Source organism: Brevibacillus sp. (assembly GCF_003521185.1).
GTDB lineage: Bacteria > Bacillota > Bacilli > Brevibacillales > Brevibacillaceae > Brevibacillus > Brevibacillus parabrevis.
The window spans coordinates 31,029-43,771 of the sequence record NZ_DOTK01000034.1; the positions used below are offsets into that span (position 1 = coordinate 31,029).

At 54.3% G+C, this 12,743-nt stretch carries 13 protein-coding genes; 11 read left to right on the forward strand and 2 right to left on the reverse strand.

Going from position 1 to position 12,743, the window contains the following annotated elements; all coding sequences use genetic code 11:
• The first annotated feature begins 1 nt into the window (after position 1).
• The 8 genes from def (at position 2) to rpe (ending at position 8,352) form a co-directional block, all read left to right on the forward strand.
• Entirely contained in the window at positions 2-478 is a 477-nt protein-coding gene (gene def, locus DEP07_RS08270) for a peptide deformylase (protein ID WP_063229878.1), read from the forward strand.
• 5 nt (positions 479-483) lie between these two features.
• Entirely contained in the window at positions 484-1,434 is a 951-nt protein-coding gene (fmt, locus tag DEP07_RS08275; RefSeq protein ID WP_122965078.1) for a methionyl-tRNA formyltransferase, read from the forward strand.
• Between the two features lie 3 nt (positions 1,435-1,437).
• A complete protein-coding gene (gene rsmB / locus DEP07_RS08280; RefSeq protein WP_287102360.1) occupies positions 1,438-2,784 on the forward strand; it encodes a 16S rRNA (cytosine(967)-C(5))-methyltransferase RsmB in 1,347 nt (448 codons plus the stop codon).
• Positions 2,785-2,982: 198 nt separating this feature from the next.
• Complete coding sequence (rlmN, locus tag DEP07_RS08285; protein WP_122965080.1) at positions 2,983-4,053, forward strand: 23S rRNA (adenine(2503)-C(2))-methyltransferase RlmN; 1,071 nt, start codon at positions 2,983-2,985, stop codon at positions 4,051-4,053.
• 4 nt (positions 4,054-4,057) lie between these two features.
• The gene (locus tag DEP07_RS08290; protein ID WP_122965081.1) at positions 4,058-4,813 is read left to right on the forward strand and encodes a Stp1/IreP family PP2C-type Ser/Thr phosphatase; all 756 of its coding nucleotides are present in this window, start codon (positions 4,058-4,060) and stop codon (positions 4,811-4,813) included.
• A 5-nt stretch (positions 4,814-4,818) separates the two neighbouring features.
• Positions 4,819-6,801, forward strand: a complete 1,983-nt coding sequence (gene pknB, locus DEP07_RS08295; RefSeq protein WP_122965082.1) for a Stk1 family PASTA domain-containing Ser/Thr kinase — start codon at positions 4,819-4,821, stop codon at positions 6,799-6,801.
• A gap of 19 nt (positions 6,802-6,820) precedes the next feature.
• Positions 6,821-7,711, forward strand: a complete 891-nt coding sequence (gene rsgA, locus DEP07_RS08300; protein WP_122965083.1) for a ribosome small subunit-dependent GTPase A — start codon at positions 6,821-6,823, stop codon at positions 7,709-7,711.
• On the forward strand, positions 7,705-8,352 hold the full coding sequence (rpe, locus tag DEP07_RS08305) for a ribulose-phosphate 3-epimerase (protein ID WP_063229871.1): 648 nt from the start codon (positions 7,705-7,707) through the stop codon (positions 8,350-8,352). The genes rsgA and rpe overlap by 7 nt, the downstream gene beginning before the upstream one ends.
• Positions 8,353-8,416: 64 nt before the next feature.
• Here the strand turns inward: rpe and DEP07_RS08310 are convergent, their stop codons facing one another.
• A complete protein-coding gene (locus DEP07_RS08310) occupies positions 8,417-8,842 on the reverse strand; it encodes an RDD family protein (RefSeq protein ID WP_122965084.1) in 426 nt (141 codons plus the stop codon).
• A 118-nt stretch (positions 8,843-8,960) separates the two neighbouring features.
• Positions 8,961-10,091: a M20 family metallopeptidase gene (locus DEP07_RS08315; protein WP_287102361.1), complete on the reverse strand. Its 1,131-nt coding sequence runs from the start codon at positions 10,089-10,091 to the stop codon at positions 8,961-8,963.
• Between the two features lie 330 nt (positions 10,092-10,421).
• Between DEP07_RS08315 and DEP07_RS08320 the strand changes: the two genes are divergently transcribed.
• The 3 genes from DEP07_RS08320 to DEP07_RS08330 are packed head-to-tail and all read left to right on the forward strand — an operon-like array spanning position 10,422 to position 12,673.
• Positions 10,422-11,243 (forward strand): transporter substrate-binding domain-containing protein, encoded by an 822-nt coding sequence (locus DEP07_RS08320; RefSeq protein WP_122965086.1) that lies wholly within the window; start codon positions 10,422-10,424, stop codon positions 11,241-11,243.
• 55 nt (positions 11,244-11,298) lie between these two features.
• Positions 11,299-11,958, forward strand: coding sequence for an amino acid ABC transporter permease (locus tag DEP07_RS08325; protein WP_122965087.1), 660 nt, complete (start codon positions 11,299-11,301; stop codon positions 11,956-11,958).
• A complete protein-coding gene (locus DEP07_RS08330) occupies positions 11,951-12,673 on the forward strand; it encodes an amino acid ABC transporter ATP-binding protein (RefSeq protein ID WP_173598040.1) in 723 nt (240 codons plus the stop codon). The genes DEP07_RS08325 and DEP07_RS08330 overlap by 8 nt, the downstream gene beginning before the upstream one ends.
• Positions 12,674-12,743: the final 70 nt, after the last annotated feature.

The following is a 12,743-nucleotide window of genomic DNA, read 5'->3' on the forward strand; positions in this document are numbered from 1 at the left end:
CATGGCGATTCGCACAATTGTAAAACATCCAGATCCGATTTTGCGTGAAAAAGCGATCAAAGTGACCAAGTTCAATTCGAACCTGCACAAGCTTTTGGACGATATGGCTGACACGATGTACGATGCAGACGGGGTAGGTCTGGCTGCACCGCAAGTAGGGATTTCCAAGCGCGTGATTGTAATGGACTGCGGAGACGGACTGATCGAAATCGTCAACCCGGAAATCGTCGAGCACAAAGGCGAGCAGTTTGACTATCCGGAAGGCTGCCTGAGCATCCCGGGACTGCGCGGAGACGTTCGCCGCCACAAATGGATCAAGCTGCACGGGCAAGACCGCTTCGGAAATGAGATCGAGCTGGAGGCAGACGATCTTTTGTCCCGTTGCGCCCAGCATGAGATCGACCACTTGAACGGCGTCCTGTTCATCGATGTAGCCGACAAGGTGTATCAGGTGAACCCGGAAGAGGAAGGGGAATAACCGATTTGAAAGATGCTCGCATCCTGTTTATGGGTACGCCTGACTTCGCGGTTTCGAGCCTGAATGCGCTCATCGAAGCAGGCTATAACGTGATTGGAGTCGTTACGCAACCGGATCGTCCCGTAGGACGCAAGCAAGTGCTGACGCCGCCCCCCGTCAAGGAGGCGGCTTTGCGTCATGGACTTGCTGTGTTGCAGCCGGAAAAAATCAAGGCGGAAGAAGCTTTGGAAGAAGTGCTCGCGCTGTCTTTTGATCTGATTGTCACGGCGGCATACGGGCAAATTTTGCCGAAGCGCTTGCTGGATGCTCCGCGCTTTGGCTGCATCAACGTGCACGCTTCGCTTTTGCCGAAATATCGCGGTGGCGCGCCGATTCACAAATCAATCGTCGACGGCGAAGCCGAGTCCGGCGTGACGATCATGTACATGGTAGAAGCGCTCGATGCGGGAGATATGCTGTCCAAGGTCGTAGTGCCGATCGAGGAGCGCGATACGGTCGGGCTGTTGCATGACAAGCTGGCGGTAGCGGGTGCCCAGCTTTTGCTGGAGACGGTGCCTCGTTTGCTGGCCGGAGAGATTCAGCCGGAAGCGCAAGACCATTCGGCAGCGACATTTGCCCCGAACATCAAGCGGACGGATGAAAAAATCGACTGGACGAAAACCGCTACGCAAATCTACAACCAGGTGCGCGGCTTGAACCCGTGGCCTGTCGCCTTCACGACTTGCGAAGGCAAAGTGTGGAAGCTGTGGTGGGTGGAAAAAAGGCTGGAGGCTGGCGGCGGATACGAGCCGGGCACGATTATCGCCCGCGAAGAGGACGGATTGGTCATCGCCTGCGGAAGCGGTGCGGTAAAAGTAACCGAGTTGCAGCCAGAAGGCAAAAAACGGATGAGTGCTCTCGACTTTTTGCGCGGAGCGGGCAGCAGCATTGAAATCGGCACAAAGGTAGGAGAATAGTCCGTGGCAAAAAAGGGAGCAAGAGATATTGCGCTAGACGTTTTGAATCGGGTAGAGGAGCATAAGTCGTACAGCAATCTGGAGCTGAGAGGCGTTCTGGATCGCGCGCAGCTCAGTGCGGCGGATACGGGATTGGTGACCGAGCTGGTATACGGGACGATCCAGCGCAAGCTGACACTCGATCATGTTTTGTCCCATTTTGTCGGGAACAAAAAGCTGCAGATGTGGGTGCGCAACTTGCTTCGTCTGAGTTTGTACCAAATTCGTTTCCTCGACCGCATTCCAGAGCGCGCCGCTGTTCACGAGGCCGTAGAAATGGCCAAGCGTCGCGGACATCAAGGGATTGCCTCGATGGTGAACGGGGTTTTGCGCAATGTACTGCGCCAGCCGGATGTGTGGGAGCGTTTGCCAAAAGGTGACCGCGCCGCACAAATTTCCGTTGCGCATTCCCATCCGGAATGGCTCGTCCGCGAGTGGCTGAAAGTGTACGGCGAAGAAGCGACGATCGCGATTTGCGAAGCCAACAACCGCACGCCGCACAGCTCGATCCGCAGCAACTCGCTGAAAACAACGGTCAGTGAACTGCTGGACAAGCTTGCGCAAGAGGAAGCGGTAGCGCAGCCATCTGCCCTGAGCCCGCAAGCGATCGTGGTGGCTGGCGGACACGTGGCCGGATCGCGTTTGTTCCGGGAAGGGTTTTTTACGATCCAAGATGAAAGCTCGATGCTGGTCGCCCCTGCACTCGCTGCCAAGCCAGGCATGCGCGTGCTCGATGCATGTGCGGCTCCGGGCGGCAAGACGACGCATATAGCGGAGATGATGGAAAATCGCGGACAAATTATCGCCAGCGATTTGCATCCGCACAAGCGCGAGCTGATTGCCCAAACCGCCAAGCGGCTGGGGATCACGATTATCGAGCCGATTACAAGCGACGCGCTCGATTTGCCAGACAGAGGACTCGGGACATTTGACCGGATTTTGCTGGATGCACCGTGCTCCGGTTTTGGCGTCATCCGGCGCAAGCCCGACTTGAAGTGGAACAAAACACCCGAGGACGTGCGGGCGATTGCCCAGCTCCAGTACGAGCTGCTCAAGGCATTGGCTCCGATGCTTGCGCCAGAAGGTGTGCTCGTCTACAGTACGTGCACGATTGAGCCAAAGGAAAACCAGGAAATTGTCCAGCGCTTCGTCAAAGAGCACCCGGAGTTTGTTTTGGATGATACGCTTGGGCAAGACTTGCCTGACGCCGTTCGCAATCAAGTGGACGAGTCTGGTGCCTGCGTGCAGATTTTGCCTCAGCATTTTGACAGTGACGGCTTCTTTATCGCGCGATTGAAACGAAAAGGATAGCAAGGGAGGGGTGGCGTGCCAATTGCGGAAAATGCCACTCCTTTGCCTTTGTTTGCGCATGTGCGGATTGGTTTACACTAGGAAAAGGGACGCATTTCTGAAATGGATGCCAAAACCGTTTGAAGCGTGACGCGTGGCGAGGTACAATGATAGAATGATAATTTGTGCAAGCAATGATTTTGAGGATGTGGAAAAGAAATGCCATTCACGACATTTACAAGCGCTAAGCCGCTTATTTACAGCTTGACCCAAGACGAAATGAAAGAGTGGCTCATCAGCGTAGGTGACAAGGCTTTTCGCGCCCAGCAAATTTTTGACTGGCTGTACGTAAAGCGTGTGACTTCCTTTGATGAGATGAGCAACCTGTCCAAAGACTTGCGGCAGAAGCTTGCTGAGACATTCCGTCTGGACTCTTTGACAGAAATTACGCACCAGCAATCAACGGATGGCACAATCAAGTTTTTGTTCCAGCTCGTTGACGGGCACGCAATCGAAACGGTCATCATGCGCCACAGCTACGGAAACAGCATCTGTGTGACGACGCAGGTCGGATGCCGGATCGGCTGCACGTTCTGCGCCTCCACGCTCGGCGGATTGAAGCGCAACTTGGATGCAGGCGAGATCGTTTCCCAGGTGCTGATGGCCCAGCGCAGACTGGATGCCGATGGGGAACGCGTCAGCCACGTCGTAGTGATGGGGATTGGCGAACCGTTCGAGAACTTCGAGAGCTTGATGGCTTTTCTGTCCATCATCAACGACAACCGCGGGCTGAACATCGGCGCTCGTCACATTACCGTTTCTACCAGTGGGATCGTGCCGAAGATTTACGAGTTTGCCGAACGCGGCGGACAAGTCAATCTCGCTATTTCCCTGCACGCTCCGAACACAGAGCTGAGAAGCAAGCTGATGCCGATCAACCGCGGCTTCCCGCTTGACAAGCTGATGGAGGCGTGCCGTCATTACATCAACAAAACGGGCCGCCGGATCAGCTTCGAGTACGGTCTGTTCGGAGGCAAAAACGATCAGCCTGAACACGCCGAAGAGCTGGCGGAGCTGATTGGAGACATGCTGTGCCACGTCAACCTGATTCCGGTCAACTACGTGCCGGAGCGCGACTACGTGCGCACGCCGCGCAACGAAATTTTTCAGTTCAAACGCATCTTGGATGAAAAGGGAATCAATGTGACCATCAGACGCGAGCAAGGCAGCGATATCGCCGCTGCCTGCGGTCAGCTGAGGGCACAACACGCTAAAGAAACCGTGGGGTGAAGCCATGGAAATCGCGATGAAATCCCATGTCGGCCGCGTCCGCCAGGTAAATGAGGACTACTATGCCTGTGTTGCCGATCTGAACGGACGCGTGCTGGCCATTGTTGCAGACGGTATGGGCGGGCATCAGGCTGGAGACATTGCCAGCCGCCTTGCCGTTGAGCGAATAGTAAAAGAACTGCGGCACCTGGATGGACAGCTTGACGCAGAAGATGCGCGCGAGCAGTTGATGAATGCTGTCCTGGCCGCGAATAAAGAAGTGTACGATTACGCTTTGAATCATCCGGAGTGCAGCGGGATGGGAACGACAGTAGTGGCCGCGCTGCTTGGCGAAACATCTGTCATTACGGCCCATATTGGCGACAGTCGCCTGTATGTTTACAACGCAGACGGACTGGTCATGAAAACAGAGGACCACTCTCTTGTGAACGAGCTTTTGAAAAGCGGACAAATCACGGAAGAGGAAGCTTCTGTCCATCCACACCGAAACGTCATTATGCGTTCGCTCGGCACCGAGCCGGATGTGTTGATTGATCTGGGGCACTTTGAATGGGCGAAGGGCGATATCGTCCTCATTTGCTCAGACGGCCTCAGCAACAAGGTAGCCCATGCCTCTTTAGAAAATTGGTTGCAGAAACAGATATCGTTGCAAGCGAAAGTGGACGGTCTGGTGCAAGAAGCGCTGGAAGCCGGTGGGGAAGACAACATTACGCTGGTCGCTGTCCAAAAAAAGCTTGACGTCGGTCAGAAAGAGGGGTGAGAGAGATGGAAGGTCAACGACTGGGAGGACGGTACCAATTGGAATCCCGCGTCGGCGGAGGCGGGATGGCGATCGTATACAAAGCGAGAGATCTGATACTGAATCGTCCAGTGGCCGTCAAGGTGCTGCGTTCGCAGTTTGGTACAGATGAAGACTTTGTGAACCGGTTCCGGCGTGAAGCTCAGGCAGTAGCAAGCTTGTCTCACCCCAATGTGGTCGGGGTTTACGACGTAGGCCAGGAAGGCGACACGCATTACATGGTGATGGAGTACATAGAAGGCTACACGCTGAAAGAAGTGATTATCCAGCGTGGGGCATTGCCGGTGGAAGAGGCCGTGCGCATCGCCGAACAAATTTGCGATGCACTCGATCATGCGCACCAGAACCAGATTATTCATAGAGACATCAAGCCGCACAATATCATGATCGGCAAAAACGGTCGGGTGAAGGTAACGGACTTCGGAATTGCGCGAGCAGTCACTTCTGCTACCATAACCCACACCAACGCCATGCTTGGCTCTGTCCATTATTTTTCGCCAGAGCAGGCGCGTGGCGGGATTACAGGGGAAAAGTCGGATATTTACTCGTTGGGGATTGTCTTGTACGAAATGGTGACGGGAGAGCTGCCGTTTTCCGGGGATTCCCCGATTTCCGTGGCGCTCAAGCATTTGCAGGAACCGCTGCCTGAACCGCGCCAGGTGAATCCGAACATCCCGCAGAGCGTGGAAAACGTGATTTTGAAAGCATTGGTCAAGGACCCGTTTTTGCGGTACGCCTCGGCCCGCGAAATGCTTGAAGATTTGGAGACGTGCCTGTTTCCGGAACGGTTGAACGAAGAAAAGCTGACGTTTCCGATTGATGAAGAGATGACGCGTGTCGTCCCGATTATTACGCCGGAAATGATGGAAGGGCACACGCACGGACGGACCGGAGGCGGACAGCGCAGCCGCCAGGAGCCGAATGGAGACGACGAGGAGCAAAGACCCCAGAAAAAATGGTGGGTGAAGGCGCTGCTCTGGGTCGGCGGAATCGGACTGTTTTTCGTGCTGGCGTTCTTCGGATTCAACTTCCTGTTGAATGTCGTGCCATCTGTCCCGGAGGTGCCCGTCCCTTATGTGGAAGGAACCGAGGTGTCCTTGGCTGAGAAAAAGATTCAGGAAGCGAATCTCGTTCCGCAAATCGTCGAGGAAGCGAACGATACGATGGAAAAAGGAATGGTCATCAGGCAAGACCCGGCTCCGCCGATGAGGTTGAAGGAAAAGGCCGTCGTCACCTTGTACGTCAGCAAAGGCCAAGAGCTGATCGACATGCCGAACCTGATCACCTTGCCGCGGGCAACGGCGGAAGAGACGTTGAAAAAGAATGGCTTCAAGCTGGAATCGGTCAAGTTCGTCGAAGAAGAGGACGACAAGGCCGAGGTGGGAACCGTCATCAAGCAGTCGCCGGAAGCAAATGAGAAGGTGTATGCAGGAAAAACAAGCGTGACGGTGACGATCAGCAAAGGAAAAGCGTTCGTGACCATGCCGGATGTACGCGGCAAATCGGTCGAAGCGGCGCAAGTGGAGCTGTTCAAAAAAGAGCTCAACGTCGGGGAAATCAAGAAAGTGCCTACGTACTCGACCGACAAAGAGGGGGAAGTGCTGAGCACCCATCCTTATGACCCGGGCATGCAAGTGCAAAAAGGGGTGGCTGTCCCGCTGACCGTCAGCAACGGACAGTATCCGCAGGACGCCAAGTCCGCCGTCGCGCCTGTGTACGTCGAAGTCGTGCCTGGCGAGACGCTGGAAGTGAAGATTGAAGTGACAGACGCGCGCGGCGATGCAAAAGTGCTCTACCAGGAGGCGATTGCCGAGAACAAGGAATACGACGTTCCGGTAGTCGTATCGCCACAAAAAGACGCGCTGGTCAAAGCAACGGTCAAAAGGCAGAACGAAACCGAATTTAAGGAATACCAAACGATTCCGATCTCGTACAACAGCCTGCCGTAAAACAAGTGGAGGGACATGAATGCCAGAGGGACGGATTGTGAAAGCGCTGAGCGGCTTTTACTATGTAGCCGATGAAGGGCGCATCTACAGTTGCCGTGCAAGAGGGCTGTTCAAGAAAAAAGATGCCAAGGTCAACCCGCTTGTAGGCGACTGGGTCGTCTACGATGCGATCAACGAAGAAGAAGGCTATGTGATGGAGGTGGGCGAAAGGACCAATGAACTGGTCCGCCCGCCCATTTCCAATGTAGATCAGGCCGTCCTCGTCTTTTCCATGTACAAGCCGATGTTCAGTCCGCTTCTTTTGGACAAGTTTTTGGCTCATACGGAGCATGTCGGGATTGAGTCCGTCATCGTGCTGTCCAAGGCTGATCAGGTGCCGCAGGAAGAAGTGGACGCGATTGTGCAAAAATACGAGAAGATCGGCTATCGCGTGATCCCGACCTCGACCGTGGACGAACGCGGGCTGCACGAGGTTCGCGAGATTTTGCACGACCGGATTACCGTTTTCGCCGGGCAGTCAGGGGTAGGCAAATCATCGCTGATCAATACGCTGTTTCCCGGTGTCAGTCTCCAGACCGGAGACGTCAGCGAAAAGCTGGGCCGAGGAAAGCATACGACCCGCCATGTGGAGCTGATTCCGCTGGACGGGGGCGGATATGTAGCCGATACGCCAGGCTTCAGCTCGCTCGAGTTCATCGATTTTACCGAGCTGGATCTGGCAGAGTCGTTCCGCGATTTCGCCGAGCTTAGTGCGGATTGCAAGTTCCGCGGCTGTCTCCACGTGAGCGAGCCGTCTTGCGCCGTACAGGAGGCGCTGGCTGCGGGCGAGCTGTGCGAAGAGCGCTATGCCCACTACAAACAGTTCCGTGAAGAGCTGAAAGAATATCAACGGAGGAACAAACCATGGTAAAAATCGCACCTTCTATCCTGTCAGCGGATTTTGCCCGTCTGGGCGAGGAGATTCTCGATGTCGAGCGCGGGGGAGCAGACTGGATTCACGTCGATGTCATGGACGGACATTTTGTGCCAAACATTACGATCGGGCCATTGATCGTCGAGGCGATTCGCCCTGTGACCAAGCTGCCGCTGGATGTTCATTTGATGATTGAAGAACCGGACCGCTACATCCCGCAGTTTGCCAAAAGCGGTGCAGACTGGATCACGGTTCATCAGGAAGCGTGCCGCCACCTGCACAGATCGCTCTACCTGATCAAAGAGCAGGGCGTAAAAGCGGGTGTAGTCCTGAATCCGGCCACTCCGGTTTCGACGATCGAGCCTGTGCTTGCTGACTTGGACATGGTCTTGCTGATGACAGTCAATCCAGGTTTTGGCGGCCAGAAATTCATTCACAGCGTCGTTCCGAAAATCAAGGAGCTGCGCCAGTTGCTGAATGAACGCGGACTGGGCCATGTCGAGATCGAAATCGACGGCGGGGTCAACGTGGAAACGGCTCGCCTGTGCGAAGAAGCGGGGGCAACTGTGCTCGTCGCCGGAAGTGCCGTATTCAACCAGCAAGACCGGGCGAAAGCGATCTCTGCCATCCGCGGATAAAAAGCATAGCAAAAAGCCGACTGCCATTTTTCGAGCAGTCGGCTTTTTTCGTGGGAAGCGAGCGTCAGGGCTGATCAGAAGTTACGTACGTGCCAGCAACCAAGTCGTGAATGGCTCGCTTGTCTTTTCGCACACAGACCATGACCAGACTGACAAGCGCAGCGATGCCAAATGTGATGCCGTAAATGAGCATCATGCCGACCAGCACGCGCAAAAGCATCGTGCCGATTCCGACGCGTTCCCCGTCTACGCGGGCGATGCGCACGCCGACAATTCTTTTGCCGACCGTGTAGCCGTACCAGAACACCGGAACGAGCAGGCTGTATAAAGTCGAGATCAGATTGGTCACGATGTTGCCTTCTGTATCCCCAGTAATGAGGTAGCTGATGAGAGCAAGAGGCACGCCAATAATCAGGCCGTCCAGCAAGGATGCTCCGAGACGCCGCCAAAAACCGACGGGATTGCTTGGCACTGGTGCAACGTTTTCCATATGTACCCTTCCTTTCATTGTAGGCTAGGGAATATATATGTCTGATCTCTTGAAAGTATTTCACGAAACAAGCCTGCCGATTCTCCGGTGCCTGAGCAGGCAGGGGAGCGGAGCGGCTTTACAGGACCGTAAGCAGGCGAAGCAAGACCGCAACCCGTCCCGGAATCGCATCGAGGACGATGTGCTCGTGCGAAGCGTGTGCGCCATCCCCGACAGGACCAAGCCCATCGAGTGTCGGGCATCCGGCGTCTGCGGCAAAATTGCCGTCGCTGGTTCCGCCTACGCCCTGCTCTGTCAGCTCGAAGCCTTCCAGACGCGCTTGCTCCTGAGCCAGTAAAAACAGTTTCTCGGTGCCAGCGCTTCGCTCCATCGGAGGCTTGGCAATCCCGCCTTCGAGTTTCAGCTCCGCGCCGGGCAGAACAGGTGCAAGCTGATTCATCAACCGGGTAATTCGCTCTGCTTCCGCACGGCTCTCGATGCGAACATCGATTTCTGCCATCGCCCAGTCAGGTACGACGTTGGAGACGCTGCCTCCTTTGATCGTGCCGACAGACAACGTAGTGCCAGCCGCATAATCGGTAAACGACTGAATCGCCAGGACGTGATGCGCCAGTTCTTCGATAGCATTTACCCCGATAGCGTGGTCGTTGCCGGCATGAGCGGCTCGTCCTGTTGCCGTCAGGAAAAATTCCCCGCCGCCTTTGCGGCTTGTCTTCAAGGAACCGTCTCCTGCCGCTGGCTCCAGAACCAGCGTGTATTTGCTTCGCTTGGCTTCCGCTCTGATCAACTGTTCGGAGGAGACGCTGCCGATCTCTTCGTCCGTGTTCCAGAAAAAGACGAGCTTTTTGGACAGCGGCAGCCCGTGCGAGATAATCGCGCGCAGAGCGAAGTAGGCGAAGACGATCCCCGACTTCATATCGTACGTGCCAGGCCCGTACAGCCGCCCGTTTTCTTCGCGCAAAGGCTCTTTTTGCAGCGTGCCGATCTCTTTCACAGTATCGAAATGACCGAGTATGAGCACTTGCTCCTCGCCTTCGCCGTATTCGATGCGGAGCTGATCGCCGTACGTTTGCTGCGGCAGGCGCTCGACGCGGCAGCCAAGCTCGCGGAAACGCTCTGCGATATACAGGCCCAGTCGATCAACAGCTTCCTTGTTGTGAGTCGGTGTCTCCATTTCCACGTAGGTGCGCAGCTCTTCAACCATGTCCGGGAGCTGCTCGCGAAAGTAGGACGTCCAATTCGTACTCATCTTAGTTTCCTCCTTTATGTACGAGCTTTTCATACTGCACTATAAATCTTCTCTCCTGTTTTCGCCAGAGAAAAATCCGCGAAGCCGTCACGATATTTGCCGAGGTTGGGCATACTAGGCGAAGCAGCAAGCACCGTGAGAAAAAGGGGGAGAGTGATTTGTGTGTAAAATTCTGTATTTTGCATAATTGGCAGATGGTGAAAAAATGATTGAAATTGTTTAGTAAATGATTAAAATAGTCATTATCCTGCATAAATATAAGTTGTTGTGCAAAATATTCAAGTCAAGCATGGCTGCTTTTGCAGTAAATCATTTTACCGGGGGTACACAATGAAAAAACGGACTTCGATTCTTTCTCTTGCAGTAACTTCTCTTTTGGCAGCGGCTATGATCGCAGGATGCGGTACGGGAAATCAGCCTCAGACGGGCGCAGGACAGGGGCAACCGGCTGGCCAAGGACAAGCAGGAGAGAAAAAGACGCTGATCATGGCGACGTCTGCTGACTACAAACCGTATGAATACCACGACCTGACAAGCGGAAAAGACGAAATTGTCGGCTTCGACATCGACATTGCCAAATACATCGCAAATGAGCTTGGCTACGAAGTGCAAGTGACAGACATGAACTTCGACGGACTGGTTCCGGCGCTGCAAACCAATCGCGCAGACTTCGTTATGGCAGGCATGACGCCGACACCGGAGCGCCAGAAAAACGCGGAGTTCTCCGATATTTACTACGATGCGAAAAACACGCTTGTCTCCAAAAAAGAAAGCAACATTACAAAGCCGGAGCAATTGGCTGGCAAAAAAATCGCGGTTCAGCTCGGTTCCATCCAGGAAGAAGCAGCCAAAGAGATGAGCAAAACGGTACAAGGCTTGCAAGTCACTTCCCTCAACAAGCTGGGTGAGATCGTGGAAGAAGTGAAAACAGGCCGTGTCGATGCGGCAATCATCGAGGACCATGTGGCAAAAAGCTTCGTCGAGAGCAATCCTGGCCTGCAATTCACGACGCTCGAAACAGACGAAACAAACGGCTCCGCCATCGCTTTTCCAAAAGGCTCTCCGCACGTAGCGAAGTTTAACGAAGTCATCAAGAAAATGAAGGAAAACGGAGAAATGGACAAGCTGATCCAAAAATGGTTCGCTCAATAATCTCTGGTCACAACGAAGTAACTACTACGCAACGTAGCAAGAGGTGAGAACGGGCATGAATTTGGATTTTGCGCAAATCGTGCCCTATATCCCTTTCATTTTGCAGGGGATAAAGGGCACGCTGCTTGTTACATTGATTTCCGTCGTACTGGGTTTCGTCTGGGGTTCGATCCTCGCACTCATCAAAATTTCTAAATTCGGACCGCTGAACTGGCTCGCTATCGCGTATACGTCCGTTTTTCGCGGCACGCCGCTGATTTTGCAGCTGACCTTTGTTTACTTTGCGACCCCGCAGCTTACCGGCTACAATATTTCGCAGCTGGAAGCGGCTGTCCTGACGTTTACGCTGAACTCGGGCGCGTACATATCAGAGACGATTCGCGGCGGAATCATGGCGGTCGACAAAGGCCAGTGGGAAGCGGCCAAAGCGCTCGGCATTCCGTACCGCCGCATGATGCTCGACATCATTTTGCCACAGGGCATCAAGAACATCCTGCCTGCGCTGGTGAATGAGACGATTGCGCTGCTGAAGGAATCGGCGCTTGTCTCCACGATTGGCTTGTCCGACATCATGCAAAATGCAAACGTGGTAAAAGGGGCCATCTTCCGCTACTTTGAGCCATACATTATCGCCGGCACCTTGTACTATGTCATGGTCATGATGTTGACATGGGTGGCGCGCGTTGTGGAACGGAGGATGAGACGCAGTGATTAAGATCGAGAACATTACCAAGTCTTTCGGGCAACTAAACGTACTCAAGGGCATCTCCACCGAGATCGGCAAAGGGGAAGTCGTGGCGATCATCGGGCCGTCCGGCTCGGGAAAATCCACGCTTTTGCGCTGCATGAATTTGCTGGAGGTGCCAACCAGCGGCAAAATCGCGATCAACGGTCAAGACATTACCGATCCAAAAGCGAATGTGATGGCGATTCGCCAGCAGATCGGGATGGTGTTCCAGCATTTTCACCTGTTTCCGCACATGACGGTGCTCAGCAACCTGACGTATGCGCCGATGAAGGTGAAGGGCATGGCAAAAAGCGAAGCAGAGAAGAAGGCAAGAGAGCTTTTGGCGCGTGTCGGTCTGGCTGACAAAGCCGACGTGTTCCCGTCCCGCTTGTCCGGTGGACAAAAGCAGCGGGTGGCGATTGCCCGCTCGCTCGTCATGGAACCGCAAATCATGCTGTTTGACGAGCCGACTTCCGCGCTTGACCCGGAAATGGTCAAAGAGGTGCTGGAAGTTATGAAAGGGCTGGCTCATACCGGGATGACGATGGCGATTGTGACGCACGAGATGCGTTTTGCCGAAGAAGTTTCTGATCGCATTCTGTTCATCGATGATGGTCGACTCTTGGAAGAGACGCCTCCGAAAGAGTTTTTTCAAAATCCGAAAAGCGAACGGGCCAAGCAGTTTCTGGAGAAAGTTCGCTAGTGGAAAAAAGTCGCGGTGCCGCTTTGGGGCCGCGGCTTTTCTCTTTGACAGGGGCATGCACTTGGGCTAG